Source organism: Trueperella bernardiae (genome assembly GCF_001469025.1).
Taxonomy (GTDB): domain Bacteria; phylum Actinomycetota; class Actinomycetes; order Actinomycetales; family Actinomycetaceae; genus Trueperella; species Trueperella bernardiae.
This window is the reverse complement of record NZ_LNIZ01000006.1, coordinates 17,324-40,315: the sequence shown is the minus strand read 5'-3', so window position 1 is coordinate 40,315 and position 22,992 is coordinate 17,324. Positions and strand designations below refer to the sequence as shown.

At 67.4% G+C, this 22,992-nt stretch carries 16 protein-coding genes; 4 read left to right on the top strand and 12 right to left on the bottom strand.

Translation table 11 applies throughout. The annotated features are described in order from the left end of the window. Positions 1–36: 36 nt before the first annotated feature. The 9 genes from AQZ59_RS06620 to AQZ59_RS06580 all read right to left on the bottom strand — a co-directional run bounded on the left by AQZ59_RS06620 (position 37) and on the right by AQZ59_RS06580 (position 15,061). Positions 37–1,455, bottom strand: coding sequence for a cell division protein PerM (locus AQZ59_RS06620; RefSeq protein WP_062613889.1), 1,419 nt, complete (start codon positions 1,453–1,455; stop codon positions 37–39). Positions 1,456–1,613: 158 nt separating this feature from the next. Continuing rightward, positions 1,614–2,531: a succinate--CoA ligase subunit alpha gene (gene sucD / locus AQZ59_RS06615; RefSeq protein WP_062613888.1), complete on the bottom strand. Its 918-nt coding sequence runs from the start codon at positions 2,529–2,531 to the stop codon at positions 1,614–1,616. A gap of 9 nt (positions 2,532–2,540) precedes the next feature. After that, the gene (gene sucC, locus AQZ59_RS06610) at positions 2,541–3,713 is read right to left on the bottom strand and encodes an ADP-forming succinate--CoA ligase subunit beta (RefSeq protein WP_062613887.1); all 1,173 of its coding nucleotides are present in this window, start codon (positions 3,711–3,713) and stop codon (positions 2,541–2,543) included. Positions 3,714–3,819: 106 nt separating this feature from the next. Next, entirely contained in the window at positions 3,820–5,664 is a 1,845-nt protein-coding gene (locus AQZ59_RS06605; protein ID WP_062613886.1) for an acyltransferase family protein, read from the bottom strand. Between the two features lie 149 nt (positions 5,665–5,813). Further along, on the bottom strand, positions 5,814–8,354 hold the full coding sequence (pcrA, locus tag AQZ59_RS06600; protein WP_236698686.1) for a DNA helicase PcrA: 2,541 nt from the start codon (positions 8,352–8,354) through the stop codon (positions 5,814–5,816). Between the two features lie 193 nt (positions 8,355–8,547). Then, the gene (locus AQZ59_RS06595; protein ID WP_062613884.1) at positions 8,548–11,895 is read right to left on the bottom strand and encodes a family 20 glycosylhydrolase; all 3,348 of its coding nucleotides are present in this window, start codon (positions 11,893–11,895) and stop codon (positions 8,548–8,550) included. Between the two features lie 128 nt (positions 11,896–12,023). Continuing rightward, positions 12,024–12,314 carry a hypothetical protein gene (locus AQZ59_RS06590; RefSeq protein WP_062613883.1) on the bottom strand — a complete coding sequence of 97 codons (291 nt, stop codon included), beginning with the start codon at positions 12,312–12,314 and terminating at the stop codon, positions 12,024–12,026. A 170-nt stretch (positions 12,315–12,484) separates the two neighbouring features. Next, on the bottom strand, positions 12,485–14,047 hold the full coding sequence (gene guaA / locus AQZ59_RS06585) for a glutamine-hydrolyzing GMP synthase (protein WP_062613882.1): 1,563 nt from the start codon (positions 14,045–14,047) through the stop codon (positions 12,485–12,487). A gap of 9 nt (positions 14,048–14,056) precedes the next feature. Then, on the bottom strand, positions 14,057–15,061 hold the full coding sequence (locus tag AQZ59_RS06580; protein WP_062613881.1) for a pseudouridine synthase: 1,005 nt from the start codon (positions 15,059–15,061) through the stop codon (positions 14,057–14,059). Positions 15,062–15,252: 191 nt separating this feature from the next. On the opposite strand from AQZ59_RS06580, the gene pta reads away from it, so the two are divergent. The 4 genes from pta (at position 15,253) to AQZ59_RS06560 (ending at position 19,551) form a co-directional block, all read left to right on the top strand. Further along, positions 15,253–16,884 carry a phosphate acetyltransferase gene (gene pta, locus AQZ59_RS06575; protein ID WP_062613880.1) on the top strand — a complete coding sequence of 544 codons (1,632 nt, stop codon included), beginning with the start codon at positions 15,253–15,255 and terminating at the stop codon, positions 16,882–16,884. 14 nt (positions 16,885–16,898) lie between these two features. Then, positions 16,899–18,071, top strand: a complete 1,173-nt coding sequence (locus AQZ59_RS06570) for an acetate/propionate family kinase (protein WP_062613879.1) — start codon at positions 16,899–16,901, stop codon at positions 18,069–18,071. Between the two features lie 80 nt (positions 18,072–18,151). After that, positions 18,152–18,580 carry a GNAT family N-acetyltransferase gene (locus AQZ59_RS06565; RefSeq protein ID WP_062613878.1) on the top strand — a complete coding sequence of 143 codons (429 nt, stop codon included), beginning with the start codon at positions 18,152–18,154 and terminating at the stop codon, positions 18,578–18,580. 71 nt (positions 18,581–18,651) lie between these two features. Continuing rightward, positions 18,652–19,551, top strand: a complete 900-nt coding sequence (locus AQZ59_RS06560) for a polysaccharide deacetylase family protein (RefSeq protein WP_082661204.1) — start codon at positions 18,652–18,654, stop codon at positions 19,549–19,551. Between the two features lie 80 nt (positions 19,552–19,631). Here the strand turns inward: AQZ59_RS06560 and AQZ59_RS06555 are convergent, their stop codons facing one another. From AQZ59_RS06555 to AQZ59_RS06545, 3 genes are read right to left on the bottom strand one after another with little or no spacing between them, the layout of a single operon-like run. Beyond that, positions 19,632–21,800, bottom strand: a complete 2,169-nt coding sequence (locus AQZ59_RS06555) for an FtsX-like permease family protein (protein ID WP_062613876.1) — start codon at positions 21,798–21,800, stop codon at positions 19,632–19,634. Next, entirely contained in the window at positions 21,797–22,468 is a 672-nt protein-coding gene (locus AQZ59_RS06550; RefSeq protein WP_062613875.1) for an ABC transporter ATP-binding protein, read from the bottom strand. Before AQZ59_RS06550 ends, AQZ59_RS06555 begins: the two co-directional genes overlap by 4 nt. Then, positions 22,453–22,986, bottom strand: a complete 534-nt coding sequence (locus tag AQZ59_RS06545; protein ID WP_062613874.1) for a PadR family transcriptional regulator — start codon at positions 22,984–22,986, stop codon at positions 22,453–22,455. Before AQZ59_RS06545 ends, AQZ59_RS06550 begins: the two co-directional genes overlap by 16 nt. Positions 22,987–22,992: the final 6 nt, after the last annotated feature.

Here is a 22,992-nt window from a genome sequence, read left to right as displayed (position 1 = left end):
CTCCTTGAGTCGATGGCTTCAGCCTATCGACGCCCCCTAGTCCCGCTCGGAGCCGTCCACTCCTAGAGCGCTTTCTGTCTCACCCTCCGATACGGCGACGTCTGAGCTGGTCGGCGCGTCCTCGCCCTCAGTGGCGTTCGGCTCGGTTTCCATCTGGGCGGGCTCGGCTTCACTGCCCTCGACGGCCGGTGGGTTTGCAGGCTCGTTGCGCTCTTCCGTGTTCGCGGCAACGCCGTCGTCGCCGGAAAGCTCGTCCTGCCCGGCACGCTCATCGTCCTCAGCCCGCTCGGCCGCGCGCTCCTCAGCGCGGTCCTTGACGGCCTGGCGGCGGTCGGATGCCCATTCGGCGGTCGCCTCGCTGCGGGCCCGCAGGAAGGTGAGTGTCTGGGGATGAACGAGCGCGCCCAGGAGGTAGGGCAGGCCGAGCACGAGCAGGGCCATGCCGAACATCACCGGCGGCACGGGGCCGGTCTGCGCCAGCCGCTCCGGGCCGATCGCGCCCGTACCCATCGCCGCGAGGGCCGCCACCACGAAGGCACCGATCAGCGCCGCGAGGGCCGAATCAAGCAAGGAAGCTGGGAGCGACTTCTTCTCCCGCCGCGTGACCACCGCCCCCACGATCAAGAAGATCGCCGCGAGGACGCCGAGCACCCACGGGTACCCATCCCCCACCGACGGCAGCGCACCCAGTAGCGGAATTGCCGGCAGCGGCGCCGACTCCACGCCCAGCACCGAAAAGTGCGTGCCCTGCCCCACGGCAAACCCCGGGCCGAGCAGCCATGCCAGCGCCCAAATAAACGCCGTGGGAAGGTAGGCCAGCTGGACGAGGAGAAGCCCGGCCGTGCCCACGGCGCCGGTCAGGTAGTAGCCGTGAATCTGGGTCACGCGCGACCAGCCGCCGACGAACGCGACCGCCACGGTCGCCGTCGTGAGCACCGCGAGCACGCCCAGGAACACGCCTGTGCGAGGAAGGGCCCGCGCGAGCCACGGCCAGACCAGAAGCTCATCGCGCCCGGCCCAGGCAGCCGTGACGCCACCCATGATCGCCCCGCCGATAATCGCCGGCCACCACACACCTTCGGGCCGGACGGCCACACCGATGAGCGCCACCACGGCCGCCTGCGCAATCGCCGCGGCAGCCACCTCGCCCCAACGCGCCACCAGCCGACGCCGAAATACCGCCACGCTCACATAGACCATGATGAGCGTCATAAGCGTGGGCATGAGCGAGATCGCCACGCCCTGGATCTCAGTCTGGCCGCCGAGCGTGGTCATCCACCACCCGGTGCCCATGCGCGCCACGTCGTGCCACGTCGTCTCACCCAACGTGGGTGCCGAGGCCGTCAGCGTGTAAAACACCGTGGCGATCACGGCCATCGCCAGCCAGCCGAAGGCCAGCGGGGCGATCGCACCGCGGGCGACGGTCAGTTCGCGGGAAAGGTCAATGGTCTTCACCCTTCCATCGTTGCGCGAAGTTTCGGGGCGTGCGCCACGTGGGCCGGGCGTGTTGCCCACTTGGCCTACTCGGGCGAATGACAAGGCCGGCCCACACGCCGCAAGCCAGCGGCCGGCCGAGGCATCCGCCCCGGCCGGCCCCACGAAAAAGCTACGCGCTACTTCAGCAGCTCGCGCGCCAGGTTCGCCGTCTCCGTGGGGGTCTTACCCACCTTGACGCCTACGGCCTCAAGGGCCTCCTTCTTCGCCTGCGCAGTGCCCGCCGAGCCGGAGACGATCGCGCCCGCGTGGCCCATCGTCTTGCCCTCGGGGGCCGTGAAGCCGGCAACGTAGCCCACGACAGGCTTGGTCACGTGCTCCTTGATGTAGGCCGCCGCGCGCTCCTCGGCGTCGCCGCCGATCTCGCCAATCATCACGATCAGCTCGGTCTCCGGGTCCTCCTCGAAGGCCTTCAGCGCGTCGATGTGGGTGGTGCCGATGATCGGGTCGCCGCCGATGCCGATGCAGGTGCTGAAGCCGATGTCGGACAGCTCGTACATCATCTGGTAGGTCAGCGTGCCGGACTTCGACACCAGGCCGATCTTGCCCGGGCCCGTGATATCCGGGGGCGTGATGCCCACGTTCGACTGGCCCGGCGTGATGATGCCCGGGCAGTTCGGGCCGATGAGCTGCACGCCGCGCTCGTGGGCGTAGGTAAAGAACTCCGCGCTATCCTTCACGGCGATGCCCTCGGTGATGATGACAACCAGGCGCATGCCGGCGTCGACCGCCTCGATCACAGCCGCCTTGGCAAACGCCGGGGGCACGAAGATGACCGACACCCCGGCACCCGTGGCCTCCTTCGCCTCCGCCACCGTGCCGTAGACCGGGATGGAGACCGTGCCGGCCTGGCGCTCCTCGGCACCGTACCCGATCGGCGTGACCTCAAAGTCCACGGACGTGCCCGCCTTGCGCGGGTTCGTGCCGGCCACAATCTGGGTCCCCGCGCCGAGCATGCGGCGCGTGTGCTTCTGCCCCTCCGAGCCGGTCATGCCCTGGACGATAATCTTGTCTGACTTATCAAGAAAAATAGCCACGTTGCTCCCCTACTTCGCTGCCAGCTCGGCCGCCTTGACGGCGGCTCCATCCATCGTGTCCACTAAAGTCACCAGTGGGTGGTTCGCCTCGTTGAGGATCGCCCGGCCTTCCGCCACGTTGTTGCCATCGAGGCGCACAACGATCGGCTTGGTGGCCGCGTCCCCGAGGATCTCGAGCGCCTTGACGATGCCGGTGGCCACCTGGTCGCATGCCGTGATGCCACCGAAGACGTTGACGAACACCGACTTCACATCCGGGTCTCCGAGGATCACGTCCAGGCCGTTCGACATGACGGTGGCGTCCGCGCCGCCGCCGATGTCGAGGAAGTTCGCCGGGCCCACGCCGAACTTTTCGCCCGCGTAGGCGACGACGTCGAGCGTGGACATCACCAGGCCCGCGCCGTTGCCGATGATGCCCACCGAGCCGCCCTCGAGTTTGACGTAGTTGAGGCCGAGGGCCTTCGCCTTGGCCTCGAGCGGGTTCTCGGTCTGCTTGTCCACGAGCGCCTCGTGCTCGGGCTGGCGGAAGCGGGCGTTGTCATCCACGGTCACTTTGCCGTCGAGCGCGATGATTTGACCGTCCGTGGTCCTGACCAGAGGGTTGACCTCCACGAGCGTGGCGTCCTCGCCCGCGTAGACCTCGCCGAGCTTGACGATGACGTCGGCTACCGCCCCCTTGAGTTCCTCCGAGAAGCCGGCCGCGTCCACGATCTCACGCGCCTTGGCCGCATCCACGCCAACGTTCGGGTTGACCGGGACCTTCGCGAGCGCCTCGGGGCGCTCCGCCGCGAGCTGCTCGATCTCCATGCCGCCCTCGACCGAGCACATGGCGAGGTAACGCCGCTCGGAGCGGTCGAGGAGGATGGAGAAGTAATACTCCTCGGCAATGTCCGCGCCCGACGCGATGAGGACGCGGTGAACGGTGTGGCCCTTGATGTCCATGCCGAGGATCTCCTCGGCCTTCTCCCTGGCCTCTTCCGCGCTGCGCGCGAGCTTCACGCCGCCCGCCTTGCCGCGGCCGCCCGTCTTGACCTGTGCCTTGACGACCACCAGGTCGCCGTCCTTGAGCAGCTCCGTCGCCGCTTCAAATGCTTCATCCGATGTTGCCGCAACTCTGCCCGCCAACACGGGCACTCCGTGCTTGGCAAAAAGGTCGCGTGCCTGGTACTCGTAGAGATCCACGAAGTGTCCTTTCGCTTGGCGAACGTCCCCGATTGTCTCGACGCCGAGACATCTCTTTGAGCATAGCGAAATATCTTCTCCGCCGCTCACTATTTGGCGTACTTTCCTACTTCCCTAGCTCGGCGAGCGCGGCTCCCTTCCCGAGCGTCAGTTCCGCGGAAAACTTCTCTATGGATTCCTTCATGAGGTTGCCATAAAAGTTCGCGCCCTCGATTGAGGTATGCGTGGCGTCCACCTGCAGCAGGTTCGGGTTCTCGGAGGCCGCCTTGTGCCAATCGACCAACATGACGTTGGGGTACTCCCCGGCCACCTCAGCCAGCGCCTCGTTCGAGGAGTCGATGAACGTGGAAGGCGAATACAGGTTGACTAACAGGACCATTCGGTCCGGGCCGAGCGCCTGGATGACGGCGCGCACCACGTCCGCATCCGACACGCCCGCGTTCGTGCCGTAGTGGAGGATGACGACGCGTCCGATCGAGCCGTCCGCGAGCCCCGCCTGCACCACCCCGAGCGCCTCGGACCACTTCAGGTTCGAGCGCGCCAGGAACGTGATGCCCGGCATCGCGTACTCCAGGCCCGTCTTCGAGGCCGCCACCATCGAGTCCCCAATCGCGGTAACTTCCGGCCACGTGGGCATCGAGGTGTCGAGCGTCGGCGAGAGCGAGGTTTCCGCAGGGTTGAGCGGGACGTCCGCCTGCGGCGTCATGCCCTCCCCAATCGTCGTGTCCTCATTTTGCTCGATCGTGAGCTGGGTCTGGCTCTTCGCCGGCGCGACCACCAGCCCCACACCCGTCGCCACGAGCGCGATCGCCACGACACCGGCGCCCACCTTCCCTGCTACCGTCTGCCACACCTCACCATAGGCCCATGCCAACGATGCACGGATGCCCCGCTTGCGCACCGGGGTCTCGAGGTAGCGGTAGGAGACCTCGCAGATCGCGGCGGTGAGGGCCACCGCGACCAAAGAACGTAGCAGGTAGGCCACCGACCCGAAGGCCACCGGGTAGGCAACCCCGACCATCACGAGGACCGGCCAGTGCCACAGGTACAGGCCGTAGGAGCGCGTGCCGATCCAGCGCGGCACGCGCCATTCGCCCATCATCGCCAGCACGGAGCCCGGAACGAGCATGGAGGCGATGAGCACCACCGCCAGTAGGGAGGCGAGGAACATCCCGCCCACGTAGGCCCACGGCCCGGTGTCCGGCAAGATCAGCATGAAGACGAGGAGCAGGGCGAGGGCCGCCCACCCGTACCAGGCGGAGAACTGGCGCCAGTGGGCTCGCCCGAGCAGGCTCCCGTCCGCCCACAGGAACGCCAACCCGATGCCGATCGCGATCCCGAACAGGTGGGTGTGAGTGCCGTAGTAGACCGTGGTGGCGTTGGTGCCGTTGTAGAGCACCATCATGAGCCCGGCCGATCCGAGGGCCAACCCGGCCGCGAGGGCGACGCGCGACCGCCAGCCGGGCAGTAGCGCCAGGACCACCAGCATGAGCAGCGGCCAGAATAGGTAGAACTGTTCCTCTATCGCCAACGACCAGAAGTTTTTGAATAGGTTGGGCGTGGTCTGGTCGAAATAAGAGGAGCCGTGGGCAATCTCCAGCCAGTTCGTGGAGAAGGTCAGGGCGCCAAGCACCTGGCGCCGCACACCCACCAGCAGGTCCCTGTTGATCGCGAGCGCGACCGGCACCACCACGAGGATGAGGGCCACGAGCGCAGGGATGAGGCGCCGCAAGCGGCGCTGCCAGAAGGCTTTGAGGTTGATGTAGTTATTCTTCCGGTCCTCGCGCAGGAGCAGGGTGGTAATAAGGAAGCCGGATAGGACGAAGAACACGTCCACGCCCAGGAATCCGCCCCTGACCAAGCCGGGGAACAAGTGGTAGGCGATGACCGCCGTCACCGCCAGAGCGCGCACGCCGTCCAGGCCGGGAATGTAGCCGCCGTGGTCGGACATGGACGAGCCGAGGTCCGCGGCCGACGCTGGCCGCGGACCGCCGGAGGCGCGCCCGCGCCCAGCCCCTCGATCCGCACCCCGCCCGGTCCCCGGCGGCTCAGAGGCTTGCCTCGCATCGTGCGCGGGGCGAGGGGTATGCAATCCGTAACTCATGAGACCTTCTCCAGTGGTGCGAAGCGCAACATGAGGCGCTTGGTGGGCCCCGACTTGAACGTCACCTTCGCAATCGTGGACCTGCCCTTGCCCTCGAACGCGATGATCCTGCCGACCCCGAAGGACTTGTGGCGGACCGTGTCGCCCACGGCCAGCCCGCCCGTCTCAGGCACGTCGCTCGAGCTCGGCGCCTGACCGGCATCGGCCTGCCGGTCCGCCCCGCCAGCGCCAGCCGCGCCTGCCGAGCCAGCCGCGCCCGACGTCGTCGTGCCTCCGCCCTGCCCCACTCCGCTCTCCTGGCCGAACTTTCCGGGCACGAACGCGCGCCCGTCGCCGGCGCCGAAAGCCGGGGCGAAGTCGTCATCGAAAGAATCGGAGTAGCGCGAAGTGCGCCGCGAGCCGGACCAGCCATTCCCCCAGCCGGTACCGTGGCGCAAGGTCTGCATGGCCGATTCGTCCCGCCGCCACTCGATCACGCCCTCCGGGATCTCCTCCAAGAAGCGCGAGGCCGGTAGCTCCTGGGGCGCGCCCCACTGCGAGCGCGCCCCCGCGCGGGTGACGTACAGACGCTGGCGGGCGCGCGTGAACGCCACATAGGCCAGCCGACGCTCCTCCTCTAGCTCCTCGGGCGAGTTCATCGCGCGGATGTGCGGGAACGTGCCGTCCTCCATACCCGTGACAAACACGACCGGGAACTCCAGACCCTTAGCGGTGTGAACGGTCATGAGGATGACCTCCCCCTCGCCCCCGTCCTCATCCGGAATCTGGTCCGAGTCAGCCACAAGCGAGACCTGGTCGAGGAAATCGCCGAGCGTGCCGCCCTCATTGACCACGAGGAAATCGGAGGCCACGGAGTGGAACTCGGCCAGGTTCTCCACCCGCACCTCGTCCTGCGGGTCATTCGACTTCTGCAACGTCGCCAAATACCCGGAGCGGTCCATCACCTCATCGAGCACGTCCGCCGGCGCCGCACCCGCCTCCGCCTTCGCGCGGATCTCCTCGAGCATGAGCGCGAACTCCCGCATCGCGTTGATGGCCCGCGCCTGCAGGCCCTCCACGGGCGCGCGCCCAGCCTCGAGGGCGGAATCGGGGTGGGCGACGTCGGCAAGCGCCGCTCCGAACGAGATCTCAAAGCGGGCGGCGTGTGCCGCCACCGCGTCCTCCGCCTTCACCCCCAACCCGCGCCGCGGCTCGTTGAGGATACGGCGGATCGAGACTGTATCATCCGGGTTGGCGATCGCGTGGAGGTAGGCGATCGCGTCCTTGATCTCCTTGCGCTCGTAGAACTTGGTGCCGCCCACCACCTTGTACGGGATACCCGAGCGGACGAACATTTCCTCCAGCGCCCGCGACTGAGCGTTCGTACGATAGAACACGGCCACCTGGCCGTAGGTGTAGCCCTTGCCGCGTAGCGAGTCGATCTCCTCCACGATGAAGGAGGCCTCATCCGACTCCGCGTCGGCCACGTAGCCCACAATCTTCTCCCCGCTACCCGAATCCGTCCACAGCCGCTTCGGCCGCCGCCCGGCATTGTTCGCGATCACCGCGTTCGCAGCCGACAGGATGTTCTGCGTGGAACGATAGTTCTGCTCGAGCAGGATCGAGGTGGCGTTCGGGAAGTCCTGCTCGAAGTCCTGAATATTGCGGATGGTGGCGCCACGGAAGGCGTAGATCGACTGGTCCGCGTCCCCCACCACGGTCAGCTCCCCGTGCGGATCGTCCCCCTCATCCCCCACAAGCACGCGGATCAGTTCGTACTGGGCCACATTCGTATCCTGGTATTCGTCCACCAGAATGTGGCGGAAGCGCCGCCGGTAGTACTCGGCAATCGCCGGGTTATCGCGCAACAGGTTGACCGTGAGCATGATGAGGTCATCGAAATCCACCGCGTTCGCCGCCGTGAGCCGACGCTGATAGCCGGCGTAAGCCTGGGCGAGGACCCGCTCGTCCCGGTTCAGGTTGCGCCGCTCGAATTCCCACGCCGTGACCATCTCATTCTTCAAGTCCGACACCTGGCGCAGTAGCTTCTTCGCCGGGAACTGCTTCGTGTCAATGTTCTCCTCGCGCGCCACCATGGTCATCAGCCGGTTCGAATCCGCCGCGTCGTAAATCGTGAACGTGGAGCGCATCCCCAGCGCCTCGTGCTCCGCGCGCAAAATCCGCACGCACGCCGAATGGAAGGTGGAGATCCACATCCGCGTGGCCGACGGGCCGATCATCGCCTCCAGACGCTCGCGCATCTCCTTCGCCGCCTTGTTCGTGAACGTGATCGCGAGGATCTCCCACGGATGCACCTTCCCCGACGAAATCAAGTGCGAGATGCGGGTGGTGAGCACCCGCGTCTTGCCCGAGCCCGCACCTGCCACCACGAGCAAGTGCCCGCCCTCATGCACCACCGCTTCGCGTTGCTGGGGATTCAGCCCCGCGAGTAGCGGATCCTCGGTAGTAGGGGCGATCAGCCCGGGAGGCGCGGCTACCGGACGGCGGACATCATTGGCTTCCTGCGCTGCCGCGACACGGGCTCGCAGGCGCTCCATAGCGTTTTGATAAGCATCAGACATAACGACTTCAGCTTAATTGACCCCTCCGACAAACTTGTCAGGCGCCCCGTGCGCCGCGGATTTCTGCGCAAATCCCGGGCTTGTGCGCGAAGTGTGCCACGGCGTCGTTCACGACGCCGTGGCACGCCCCGCTGGGTGCACGATCCGACCGACCGCGCGCCCACTCGCCCTAGCTCAGGTCAACCATGCGGCCCCAGCCGTGGCCGACCTCGGTGGCCGGCCCCCAATAGCCCGTGCCCGTGTTCTTGTAGAAGAACAGCTTGCCGTCGTCACGGACGCCGATCAGATCATTCAGACCGTTGCCGTCCCTGTCGCCGGGAACCGTGACGTTGACAAACGGCTCCCAGCCACCGCCAATCTGGCCCGCGCTTACCAGCGCCCCGCCGAACGTGCCGGCGTAGGCGAACATCTTGCCATCCGAACGGATCGCCACCACGTCCGAGTTCGCATCGCCGGTGAACTGCCCCGTGCCCACGATCACGGTCATATCCGACCAGCCGTGGCCGATCTTCGTGCCGTTCGACAGGCCCGCGCCGCTGATCTGGTAGCGGTACAGGTCGCCCGTGGCCTTCTGCCGCGCGATCACGTAGTTCGTGGACGAATTGCCGAGCTTGCCGGCGAAGGACACGTTGTCCATCGACGTCCACCCGTGGCCCACCTGGGCACCCTTCGACAGGAACCCGTTGCCGGTCGAGTAGTAGTAGAAGGCGTCGCCGTCGGCGGTGATGGCGAGCAGGTCGGCCCGCCTATCGCCGTTGACGTCCGGGATCGCGGTGATCTCCGCCAGGTCCACGTCCGGGCAGTGCACCACGCCCTGGTGCACCATCCCCGCCCCGCGGCTGGCGTAGAAGTGGATCGCGCCGTCGTCGGACAGCGACCACATGTCCGCCAGGAGGTCGCCGGTGGCCTCACCCAGCAGGTTCGTGGCGCGCGCCGGCCGAACCGGCCCCGCCATCGCCTCGCACTGCGGCGGGGTGGGGTTCTCCGGCTCCTCCGGATCCACCGGACCGCCGGGGTTCTCCGGCTCCTCCGGATCCACCGGACCGCCGGGGTTCTCCGGATCCTCCGCGACCACCAGGGTCACCTGCGCGCTCACGGCCTTGTCCGTATCCCCGCCCACGACCATCGTGATCACGCCACCGTGCGTGCCCGCGGGGAGGGCGGCCGCCGCGTCGTCGGGCAGGGCGAACTCCCACAGGCCCGCCTGCGCGCGGTTGTTGTTGTTCGCATCGTTCGCCGGCAGGTACGGCCGCATCGACGTTGCCGTCAGCGCCATCGGCTCAAGCCCGTCGAACGTGACGGTCGCGCTCACGCCGTCGGCCGGCGTCGCGGGCGAGTACCCGTAGCCGACGACGCCGTCGGGCACGGCCACCGCACGCACCAACGGCTGGTGGTTGATCCCGTAGGCGTAGAAGTCGGCGCCCTGAACCGTCAGCGCCGGCATGGTGTCCGCGAGCCGCGTGCGCAGGTTGTTGATCCGGCCCGTGCGCAGGTTCTGCGGGGTCCACCCGACCTCGGCCGCCGCCATTGCGCGCGGGAACGCCGGGAAGAAGAAGTCCTGGATCGAGCGCACGTGCTCGTTCCACATCGCGCCCTCGATGCCGAGAAGCTGGCCGGGCTGCAGGCCCATGTCCGCCTCGGGATCGTAGTTGTAGAACTGCTCCAGGCCACACGCGCCGCCGCACGCCCAGGTCGCGCCCCAGATCCCCGGGCCGGCCTTCTGCGGGAAGTACAGGTTGGAGGCGTGCGAGAAAATGGCCTTGCCGCCGGACGCGGTGAGCCCCGCGGCGAAGCTCGCCTTGGCGCCGTTCCACAGCTGCATAACGTCACCCTGCTGCGGCACGTTGCCGTTCGGCGCCCACTCGTTCCACCCGATCGGAGTGACGTCGAACTCGCGAACCATCGCTGAGGCCTCGCGCAGGAACTCAACCGCGGCACCCGGGTTGGCCTGGTCCATCTTGTGCGTCTCGTCGCCGCCGATGTGGAAGTACTCGCCGCCAACAATCCCTTGCACCTGACCCACCACGTGGCGCAGGAACTGCCACGTGTACTCCGAGTTCGGGTCGAGGTAGGACTCGCCCACGTCCGAGGTGTTCTGCGGCGGCGCCGTCACGTACTGGGACGGGTCGGTGATCGGCTGGCCGTCGTCGCCCACCGTGCCGTCGTGCGACGAACCGGGCGTGTTCAGCTGCGGGATCGCCTGGAGGATGCCCTGGCTGTGGCCGGGCATGTCCACCTCGGGCACGATCGCGATGTGCCGATCCGCCGCGTAGGCCACGATGTCACGCAGGTCGTTCTGCGTGTAGAAGCCGGTCACGCCGGGCTTCGAGTTCCGGTCGGTTGGCCCCATCGCCGTCTGGCCGCCGACGGCCGTCAGGCGCGTGTAATCGATGGTATCGCCGTCCTCGCGTCCATCATTCGTGATCTCGATGCGCCAGCCCTGGTCGTCCGTCAAGTGCAAGTGCAGGTAGGAGAACTTGTACATCGACATGACGTCGATGGCCTGCTTGACCTCGTCGACCGTGTAGAACGAGCGTGCCGGGTCGAGCATGATGCCGCGGTAGGCGAAGCGCGGGGAGTCCTCGATCGCCACGCTGGGCACCTGCCACGGGCCGGCCATCGGGGTGGTCATCAGCGCCCACGGACCCAGCAGTTGCAGCATCGTGCGGCCGCCGTTAAAGGCGCCGTGCGTGGTCGAGGCTGTGATCGTGGCGGCCTGGGCCGTCGTCTTGAGCGTGTAGCCCTCCTCGCCCAGACCCTCGGCGGTGTCAAACATGATGTCCGCGGCCGGGTCTACCGACTCGGCGACCACCGGCAAGTCAAAGCCCGTGGAGGCGCGCAGGATCTGCGCCACCTTCTCCGCCTCGGCCTGCATGTCCGCCGCGGCCACGATGTCAGAGGTGGAGGTCAGCTCGAAGGTTCCCGCGTCCGCGGCCTCGTAGCTAGCCGGCAACGGGACGAGCGCCGGAAGTTGCTCCGACTCGCCGACCGTGCCCAGCACCTCGATCTCCCAGATGCTGACGGGCCACTCGCTACGGTGACCGAGGGTGGTCATGCGCAGGTAGCGGCTGGTGACGTTGAGCTCGCTCGAGACCTTGTCCTGGAACTTGCCCTCGTACACCCCGTCGACATCCTGCCAGGTGGTGCCGTCGGCCGAGACCTCGAACTTGTACTTGGTGGCGAACTGGCGACCCCACGTGATGTTGACCTGCTGGATGTCCGCCGGCTGGCCGAAGTCGAAGGCGAGCCACACCGGCGGCTCCTTCTTATTCGCCGACCACCGCGACGCGTCCTGCGCGAACCACTTCGCCTCGCGGGTCGCATAATCCGTGCCGTCGTCGCCGTCAACCGCACGATCCACGGTGAAGCTACTACCGGACTCGTAGCCCGACGCCGTCACCACCGTGTCGGCAAGCTGTGCAATATTGACCAGTTGATCGTCATCGACCTCGGCCGTCGCAATCGACGTGGTGCCGAATGTCAAGAGAAGGGCCGCTAACGCCGCGAGAACCCGCATTTTTCCTCATTTCGCCATTGAAATAGTCAGCTCGAGGATATCAGGAAGGTGATACAAGCGCTGTCAATTGTGCGAAGTTGTAGATCGCGGGCGGTACGGGTGCCCGCCGGTTGGGCTACCGTCCGCCTTCAAACGGGAACGGCTCGAGCGGCGCAGCACCCCACGGGCAACCTCGGACGCACATTGATGTGCTTTGGCGTTAGGTCGCCGTTCTTCGCGGCGAGGACGGTACGGTCGCGGTGCTCGGCGAAGAAGCGCTCGAACTCCCGGACAGGTCCGGCTAGCTCATTCTCGGCGCATCCTCCCCACATGGCTACCGTGACGCCCGCACCCGCGATGAATTCCTTCGCGAGGTCAAGGGCAAAGGCGAGGGCCCACTCGCGGTCGCCGTCGGGCAATGCGGCCCAACACTCACGCACCTTCCCCCAGGGTCCAAGCGCCCTCCAACGACATGGCCGGATTAAAACAATCTGGACGATTTCAGCGCGATCTCTTCATATGCGAAGATGACGCCGAAATCGTCCAAATTATTCTAAAACGCCGCCGCCTGCCGCGGGCCGACGGCCACCAGGCCCCTGCCCGCAGGCGCCTACTCCCACTCGATGGTCCCCGGCGGCTTGCTCGTCACGTCGAGCACCACGCGGTTGATCTCATCCACCTCGTTAGTGATGCGGTTGGAGATCTTGGACAGCAGGTCGTAGGGGATGCGGGTCCAGTCGGCGCTCATCGCGTCCTCGGAGGACACGGGCCGCAGCACGATCGGGTGGCCGTAGGTGCGCCCGTCGCCTTGCACTCCCACCGAGCGCACGTCCGCCAGTAGCACCACGGGGCACTGCCAGATCTCGCGATCGAACCCGGCGGCGGACAGTTCCTCGCGCACGATCGCGTCCGCTTCGCGCAGGATGTCGAGCCGTTCGCGGTTGACGGCCCCCACCACGCGGATGCCCAGGCCGGGCCCGGGGAAGGGTTGGCGCCACACGAGCTTCTCGTCCAGCCCGAGCTCCAGGCCGATCGCCCGCACCTCGTCCTTGAACAGGTCGCGTAGCGGCTCCACGAGCTCAAAGTCCAGGTCGTCCGGCAGGCCGCCCACGTTGTGGTGAGACTTGATGTTGGCCGTGCCGTCCCCGCCGCCGGACTCCACCACGTCCGGGTAGAGCGTGCCCTGCACAAGGAACTTGATCTCCTTGCCCTCGGCGCCCGCCTCCTCAACCAGCGCGCGCTGGGCGGCCTCGAAGGAGCGGATGAATTCGCGGCCGATGATCTTGCGTTTGGTCTCCGGGTCCGTCACGCCCTCGAGTGCGGAGAGGAATCGCTCCGACTCGTCCACCGCCACCACGCGGATGCCGAGCGATCCAGCGTAGTCGCGCACCACCTGCTCGGCCTCACCCTTGCGTAGCAGCCCGTGGTCCACGAACACGCACGTGAGCTGGTCGCCAATCGCCTTGTGTACGAGCGCCGCCGCCACCGACGAATCCACGCCGCCGGACAGCGCGCAGATCGCGTGCTTGTCTCCCACCTGTTCGCGGATCTTGCGCACCTGGTCCTCGATCACCGACGACGAGTCCCAGTTCGGCTCCAGCCCCGCGCCCTCGCGCAAGAAGGCTTCGATCTGCTCCTGGCCGTACTCGCAGTGCTTGGCTTCGGGGTGCCACTGCAGGCCGAACAGGCGCCGCTCCACGTTTTCCATGGCCGCCACCTGCGCGCCCGGCGTCGTCGCCGTCACGGTAAAGCCCTCCGGGGCCCGCGTGACCGAGTCGCCGTGGCTCATCCACACGCTCGCCATGCCGCCGGCCGGGCCGGTCACGACGCCGTCCGCCACCATCTGCGCCGGGGCGTTGCCGTACTCCTTGTCGGCCCTGCCCACCACGCCGCCGAGCGCGTGCGTCATCTGCTGGAAGCCGTAGCAGATGCCGAGCACGGGGATGCCGGCCTCGAGGATTGCGGGGTCGAGCTGCGGGGCGCCCTCGGCATACACCGACGACGGCCCACCCGACAGGATGATCGCCACCGGCTCCTTCTCCAGCACCCGCTGCGCGCTCCACGAATGCGGGACCAGCTCGGAGTAGTAGCCGGCGTCGCGCACGCGGCGCGCGATCAGTTGCGCGTTTTGCGCTCCATTATCAATAACCAAAACTGGGCGTAGTTCACTCACCCCACCAGACTACCGCGTCAACAGCTCCAGTGTCCTGCGCGTTCGCACCACCACGGGCTCATCGTCCACCGGGTCGGAGAACTCCAACCCCGCTGCCAACAGTTGCGTGGGGAACGGCCGCCGCGCGGTCTCCTCCAGGCTCATCACGCGCGGGTAGAGCGGGTCGCCCGCGATCGGCGCCCCGAGGTAGCTCATCGTGGCACGCAGCTGGTGCAGCCGCCCCGTCACGGGTCGCAGCTCGTACAGCGCCAGCCCGTCCGTGAGCTCCCGCTCCTTCGCGACGAGCGTGCGCGCGTTTGGCACGCCCTCCCCCACGCGCACCGCGATCTCCCCCGGCTCCCGGGTCAGGTGCAGCTCCACGTTCACGACGCCGTCCGCGCCCCTCCCGCCCAGGGCCGCGGCGTGCCCAGGCCCGGCTTCGACGACGCCCGCCCGGCCCGCGAGCGCGCCCAGGTCGATCGATGGCGCCACCGCACGATAGACCTTGCTCACCTGGCGGGCGGCGAACATGTCCTGGTAGGGGCCACGCCAGCGCGGGTCAAGCGTGAGCAAGACGAGACCGGCGGTCTCGGCGTCGAGGCGATGGGCCGCGGAGACGTCGTCGTTGGCAAACTGGCGCCGGGCCGCGACGGTCACGGACCGGGCGACGTAGCTGCCGCGCGGGATGGTGGCGATGCCGTAGGGCTTGTCGACGATGATGAAGCGCTCGGCGCGGTGGACCACGTCGAGGACGATGGGGCGCTCGGGCTCGTCGGGGACGGGGCGGAAGATGTACAGGCGCGTGCCGGGACGGTACGTGTCGGCGGCGCAGGCCGGCACGGAAAAGTCGTAGAAGGCGTCCCCGTCGAAGATCCCGGCGCCCTCCGCTCCGAAGCGCTCCGCCGCCCACTCCCCGAGCGTTGCAAACTCACGCTCGGGAAGCACCACGGGCGAGGCGTTGATCCCGCCACGCAGGGCGGGCCGGGTGGCACGCTGGTACGCCGAGCGTCGTTGCGATCGTGGCCTGCGCCCCACGGCCCCTCCTTTTCCCTTGCGCTTTCCCTTGCGATCCGGCCGCAATCCCGGCCGGTGTCTCGCCCTTTGGTCCTGCACTTCCCGTGCACGGCTTCATATGGAATTATGCCGAAATTTGTTCATCCCCTACCCAAACGTGGGACGATAGGAACACGGCTCGGCCGTGGAACAAGATCATGAGAGAGGATGACATGACCAAGAGCGTCTACTTTACCGCAGCAGAGGGCAACTCCGGCACCCGCCCCGTCGTCCGCGCGGTCATCGAACAGCTCACCCAGGACTACCCCAAGCTCGGCCTCTTCCGCGCCTTCACCAACGGCCCGATCGACACCGACGATGAGTTCATTGACCTCATCAAGCTCGTGGGGCGCGAGGAAGACCTCGACATCGCGTGGGGCACCACCCGCCAGGCCTACGTGCGTAACGAAGAAGCGGCTATGACGGACCTCGTCAAGCGCTATACCGACTACGCCCAGAATTTCGACGCCGTCCTCATCCTCGGCCTCCTTGATGGCGATCCGGTCAACCCGGGTATGCTCGCCCGCACGGGCCGCGCCGCCGCCAACCTCGCCACCTCGGTGTTCGTGGTGGTCTCCGGCGCCCTGCGCACGCCCGAGCAGGTGGTCAACCTATCCCACCTCGTCTCGCGCGAGATCCAGGGCGAGAACGCGCCGATCTCGGCCGTGGCCGTCACCTCCGCCGAGCACCGGGTGGAGCAGGAGAAGAGCCCCGAATACGCCCACATTCCGATCATCTACTTCTACGACGGCGAAGCCGTGGAGCTGACGGATACCGACAGGGCGATCGTGCGGGCGTCGATGGAGCACGGCTCGGACGTCATCACGCCGCTGAGCTTCACCGCCTCCCTCATCTCCCGCGCCCGCGCCCAGCGCAAGCGCATCGTTATGCCCGAGTCGGCTGATGACAGGATCCTGCGCGCGGCCGACGAACTGATCCGCCGCGAGGTGGCCGACATCGTGTTGCTCGGCGAGCGCGAGGACGTGCTGGCCCGCGCCGCCCACCTCGGCCTCGACCTCGATGGGGCCGACATCGTCTCCCCCGCCAACCCCGACCTCATCGCGAAGTACGCCGCCGAGTTTGCCCGAGTACGCGAGAAGAAGGGCGTCACCTACGACCAGGCCGTGGAGACGATCAAGGACCTGTCCTACTTCGGCACCATGATGGTCCACATGGGGGATGCCGACGGCATGGTTTCCGGCGCGATCAACACCACCGCCAACACGATCGTTCCCTCCTTCCAGATCATCAAGACCAAGCCGGGCGCGGCTCTCGTCTCCTCCTGCTTCCTCATGCTCATGGAGGACCGGGTCTACGTCTACGGCGATTGCGCCGTGACCACCAACCCCACCCCCGAGCAACTGGCAGGCATCGCCGTGTCGTCGGCCGAGACGGCCGTGCAGTTCGGCGTCGACCCCAAGGTCGCGATGCTGTCTTACTCCACCGGCACCTCCGGCAAGGGCCCGGACGTGGACGCCGTCGTGGAGGCCACGCGCATCGCCAAGGAGCAGCGCCCCGACCTCCTCATTGAGGGCCCGATCCAGTATGACGCCGCCGTCGATGCCAAGGTCGCCGCCACCAAGCTGCCCGGCTCGCCCGTGGCCGGCCAGGCCACCGTGTTCGTCTTCCCGAACCTCAACGCCGGCAACATCGGCTACAAGGCGGTCCAGCGTTCCTCGGGCGCCGTGGCCGTGGGCCCGGTCCTGCAGGGCCTGAACAAGCCCGTCAATGACCTCTCGCGTGGCGCGCTCGTGGAAGACATCGTCAACACGGTTGCCATCACCGCTATCCAGGCCCAGAACTAATCAAAGGAGAATCCGTGACAGTACTCGTCATCAACTCTGGATCGTCGTCGATCAAGTACCAGCTCATCGAGCCCGATTCGGGCACGACGCTGGCCAAGGGCCTCGTGGAGCGCATCGGCGAATCCACCTCCCACCTCGAGCACGAGGTCGAGGGGCAGACCTTCGAGCTCGACCAGCCGATTGAGGATCACGCCGTGGGCCTGTCGCTGGTGATCGACATGTTTAACACCCACGGGCCGGCGCTCGCCGACGCCGGGATCCGCGCCATCGGCCACCGCGTGGTTCAGGGCGGAAAGTACTTCGACAAGGCCGTGCTCATCACCGACGAGGTGGAGCAGATCATTGAGAATCTCATCCCGCTCGGCCCGCTCCACAACCCCGCCCACCTCAAGGGCATTAAGGTGGCGCGCGAGATGTTCGACGTGCCGAACATTGCCGTGTTTGACACCGCGTTCTTCCAGTCCCTGCCGAACGAGTCCGCCACCTACGCCCTCAACCGTGACGTGGCCGAGAAGTACCAGATCCGCCGCTACGGCGCGCACGGCACCTCCCACCAGTTTGTTTCCGGCGCGGTGACCGAGCTGCTCGGCCGCGATGACCTCAAGCAGATGGTGCTCCACCTCGGAAATGGCGCCTCGGCGTCGGCGGTAGTGGCCGGAAAGGCAGTGGACACGTCGATGGGCCTGACCCCTCTCGAGGGCCTGGTCATGGGCACCCGCACGGGCGACATCGACCCGGCGGCCGTCTTCCACCTTTCGCGCGAGGCCGGGATGAGCACCGACGAGATCGACACCCTGTTCAACAAGCAGTCCGGCCTCAAGGGCCTGGCGGGCGACAACGACATGCGCCAGGTGCGCGCGCTTGCCGCGGCGGGCGACCCGCACGCAACGGAGGCCCTCGAGGTCTACGTCCACCGCCTGTTGCACTACATCGGCGCCTACACCGCCGTCATGGGCGGGCTGGACGCGATCACGTTCACCGCCGGCGCTGGTGAGAACGACGCCGACCTGCGTGCTGAGGTGTGCGCGCGCTTGACGCCGTTCGGCGTCAAGCTCGACCTGGAAAAGAACGCGGTGCGCTCGAAGGAGGCCCGCGTGATCTCCACGCAGGACTCGGCGGTGACCATCTGCGTGGTTCCCACCAACGAGGAGCTCGCCATCGCACGCCAGTGTATGGAGATCATTTAATCTGTTACCTTTCGCGGGGCGACGTCGCCGGACACGGCCGGTATCGCCCCGCGAAAGCAATTGTCTAGGAAGAGGACCTCATGTCTATTGAACTTGCCACGTCAGCAACCCCGCAGCTCGAGGCCGCGTTCGCTCGCCTCATCCCCCAGCTTTCCTCCACCGCGGCGCCGATGGACATCGAGCAGATCGACCAGCTGCTCGCCCAGCCGTGCATCGACCTGTTGCTGTTCAAGGACGAGGGCGAAATCCTCGGCATGCTTACCCTGGTGACGTTCACCATCCCCACGGGCACGCGGGCGTGGATTGAGGACGTGGTGGTTGACGACGCGGCGCGCGGGAAGGGCGCTGGTCGGGCACTCGTGGAGGCAGCGTGCGACCTTGCAACGACGCGCGGTGCGAAGAGCGTGGATCTGACGTCCCGCCCGTCGCGCGAGGCCGCCAACCGTCTGTACCGTCGGTGCGGATTCGAAGCGCGCAAGACCAACGTGTATCGTTACGGCGGGAAGTAACGGTTTTAGTGCCCACCCGCCTCCCCCTGCGGGTGGGCATCGGCGAGCTTTCGGGGGAATAGGCTAGAGGCATGAGGTTTTTTCGTAGCAGTTTGGCTCTCGCGCTCGCGCTCGCGCTGACTGGATGTACCTCCTCTGTACCTCCCGAGCCGTCCGCCGCGCAGCCGCTCGATTTTTCCAAGGCGCCCACGTCCGGGTATGAGATCGACAACGATCCGGAGTTCGCCCCGCCGAACACGTGGGGACCGCGCGGCACGGCGAGGCCTGGCGTCGGACCCGGCGGGCTCCCGCTTGCTCCCGGGCCGAATGCGAACCGCGCCGCCGCGCCCAAGCTGGAAGACGGGCGGGTGGACTGTTCGCAGGCCCGGTGTGCGGCGCTGACCTTTGACGACGGTCCCGGCCCGTACACCGATCAGCTGCTGGATACGCTTAAGGACAGGGGCGTGCCTGCCACGTTCTTCCTGGTGGGTTACAAGGTCGAGGGCGGGGCGGCCACCGTACAGCGCGCCGCCGCCGAGGGCCACGCGATCGGCACCCACACGTGGAGCCACCCCGTCCTGCCCAAGCTCGCCGAGGGCGCGATGCGGGCGGAGATGGCCTCCCCCATCGACGCGCTGACGGCCATCGGCGTTCACACCGACATGATCCGCCCGCCCTACGGAGCCCGGAATGCCACCGTGGATGCCGTGGCCGACTCGCTCGGGCTGGCCGAGGTCCTGTGGTCGGTCGACACGCGCGACTGGGAGTCGCTCTCCACCCCCTCCGTCATCAACGAGGCCGTCACCGCAGCTCACCCCGGTGCGATCATCCTCATGCACGACATCCACCCCACGTCGGTGGCCGCCGTGCCCGACATCATCACCAAGCTCGAGGCGCAGGGCTACGTGCTGGTCACTGTCCCCGAACTGCTCGGCGATTCCTTCGGCACGGGCAGGACGATCTACTCCCAAAACCAAGTCAAGGCCCACTAGCCCGGCCCTGCGCGGGCGACGCCTTGTCACGACGCCGCCCGCGCGGCCCGCGTCCACAGTCCGCGTCTGCTCGGCGCTTCTTATTCGGTGCGGTTGACCGCGAGCCGTGTCATCTTCTTCATCGAGGGCAGGATCGCGACGATAGCGAGGCCGGCCGCGATGAGCGCCCCGATGAGCGCCGCCACATATGTACCGGTGAAGCGCGCGTCGAGCGTGTAGGACACGGCGTGCATGAGCACGAAGCCGGCGCCGATGCCCGCGGCGGTGGCGATCGTGGACATGACCACCAGCGGTACGAAGGACTCCACCAGAACCATGGCGCCCAGCTGGCGCAGGGTCATCCCGCACAGGCGCAGGCTGAGCAGCGATCGGCGTCGTTCGAGCAGGCCGGAGTAGGTGGAGACGACGAGCGAGATGACTGACACGACCAGCGTGACCGCGATGCCGGCATAGGTCAGTTGCGTAAAGAAGCGGACTGTCGTGTCGGGGCTCTTCGTGGCCGACTCGATGAAGATGTCCTGGGCCCGGCCGGCCACCACGTTGCGTAGCGCCTCGATGTCGCCCGCCTCGCGCAGCTTCACGAGCGCCACCACGGACGTGACGGGCTGGCCGCCATCGTACTCGATGTAGGCGCCCGCGTTCGCCTCGAGCTCCCGGGCCACTTCGGCCACGTCGGCCCCGTAGTAGTCGGCCTGGGCGCCGGACGCGTAGGGGTTGATGGCCACGACGCCGTCGTCGCACGCCACGTCGTCAACGAATCGGGCGGCGTCGGCGCAGGGCATGACCATGTAGGCGCCCGCGAGCTGGGGGTAGTCATGTACCTCGCTCGCCCAGGGGGAAAAACGGATTTGGGCCACCTCCGCCGTGTTCATGCCGTCCACGCGCACCACGCCGGGGGCGAAGCCGTCGGAGCGCTGGTCGAAGAGATCCTCGGGCACGTCGGAGACGGCGGTGAGGAAGAAGCTGCCCGCAAACAGGGCGAGCACCACACCGACCACCGAGCGCGACACGCGGCTGGCGTGGGCACGCACGTAGGAGGAGCCGATGAAGAGGTCGGCGGAGCTGGTGAGGCGGCGGACCAGCCCGCCAAGTGCGTAGGTGAACCACGGTCCGGCCAGCACCAGGCCGATCATCGTGGCGATCACGGCCGCCATGAGCTGATAGACCGTGTTGCCGTTGCCCTGATTTTCGTCCACGGTTGCGTAAATGTGGACGAACGCGCCGATGCCGGCTGCGAGCGGCAGGAGGCGCAGGGCGCCGGGGCGCGCTTCGCGCTTCTGGCGCCGGGCCACGCCCAGCGGCGAGAGGCGTAGCCCGCGCATGCCCCAGGCGTTGGAGAGGAAGATGAGCGCGATCGTGGCAAGCGCCACCGCCACCCAGTGGAGCGGGGTGACGTCGATGCGTGAGGGCCACTGCCGCCCACCGCCGAGCGTGAGTTCAAACAGGGCCGGGCGTGCGGCAAAGTAGGCAGCCGCGCCGATCACCAGGCCGCCCGCGGCCGCCACGAGTGACTCGAAGGTGACGATCATGAGGATCTGCTTGTTCGTGGCGCCCACCAGGCGCAACGCGGCGTAGCGCTGCTCGCGCTGCACGCTGCCGAGTTTTGCCGCGATCGAGATGAGGATGAGGACGGGGAAGAGCACGATGGCCACCCCGAGGTAGACGACGGCGCCGATCACCTGAAACTCGAGGTCCACCAACGGCTCGTTGAAGCGGTAGACGGCCACAGAGTCGGGGATGTCGGCCTTGTCCACTCCCATGATGACCAGCTGCTCGTCAGGCCCGGCCACCATCGACTCTGGAAGAACCCCGAGCTTCGTGGTACCAAAGCGCATCCCGACATCGTAGGCGCTGGTCTCCATGATATCCGAGACAGCGGGCGAAACCCAGTACTCCCCCGGCTCGGGCCAGCGCGGCAGACCCGCGGGCAGCTCGGGCGAGCCGGTGTCGGTGGCGACTTGCATGACAGAGGTGGCGTGGTCGCCGAGCGCGTAGGCGGAGTCGAGGCGCAGCTGCATCCACAGGGGGTCGCCGTCGCCGGGGGCAAGCTCCTGGTCGTACCAGAACGCCGACCTCGCCTGGTCGTATCCCTGGCGCCAGACAGTATACGAGCGGTCGAAGAGCGCGTGGTGGTAGGCGGAGAAGAGGAAGAGGATGAGCACACCGAAGGCGACCGCCCAAGTGAGCAGAGCGAGGCGGCCGCGGCTGCGGGCGGCGCTGGCCTTGAAAAGCTGGGCTGCGAGTTTCATTGCCCCTCGATCCGGCCGTCCCGCACCACGACCTCACGGTCGGCGTAGGCGGCGATCATCGGCTCGTGGGTGACCATAACCACGGTCAGACCCTCGGCGCGGGCGAGGCTGACGATCATCTCCATCACCTGCTCGGAGGCGAAGGAGTCGAGGGCGCCGGTCGGCTCGTCGGCGAACAGCACCTCGGGCGTGATGATGAGGGCCCGGGCGATCGCCACGCGCTGGGCCTCGCCGCCCGAGAGCTGGCCGGGCAGGGCGTCCGCCCGATCGGACAGCCCCACGCGCGCCAGCCACTCGCGAGCTCGCCGTTCGGCGTCGTTCTTGCGCACCCCGCCCAACATGAGCGGGACCATGACGTTCTCCAGGGCCGACAGCTCGGGCACGAGCTGGCCGAACTGGAATACGAAGCCGAACTTTGTGCGGCGCAAGATCGTTCGCTCGGCGTCGGGCAGGGAGTCAATCCGGGCGCCGTTGAGGGTGACCGTGCCCTGGTCGGGGGCCTCGATCGCGGCGAGCGTGTGCAAGAGCGTGGACTTGCCCGAGCCGGACGGGCCCATGATGGCCAGCACCTCCCCGCGCAACACGTCGAGGTCGATCCCCCGCATGGCGTGGGTGGGCCCGAAGCTCTTCGTGAGCCCGCGGGCCTCGAGGATCACATCGCGGTCCATAGTTCCTCCTTCAGGTTGGTCAGGCGGCTGGCGGTCATGTCCATCCAGCGGATGTCGGCTTCGATGTGGAAGATCGCGTTGTCAAGCAAGATGCGCTCGGCCAGGTTTGCTTCACGACGCCGGGCGATGAGCTCGCGCATCCGGGCGATGTGCGCTGACTTTTGGGCGCGAAGGAAGGGGGCGGCGTCGCCGTGAATCATGAGGGCAAGCACCACCTTCATGTAGAGGGTGGCCTGGAGGGTGGGCGCGGGCGGCTCGGGCTGATCGAGCCAGGCGAGTAGGCGCTCGTTGCCGAGATCGGTGACCGCGTAGCGCGTGCGCTCAGGGCCGGCGGAGGCGCCCGTGTCCGCCACCTTCTCGATCGCGGCGTCGCGGGCCAGGCGGCCGAGCACGGCGTAGAGCTGGCCCGGCAGGATCGGCTTGTCACCGCCGAACAGGCAATCATAGAGCTTCTTGAGCTCGTAGCCGTAGGTGGGCTCCGTGGAGATAAGGCCGAGGAGCGCGAACTGGGTGCTCATATCCCC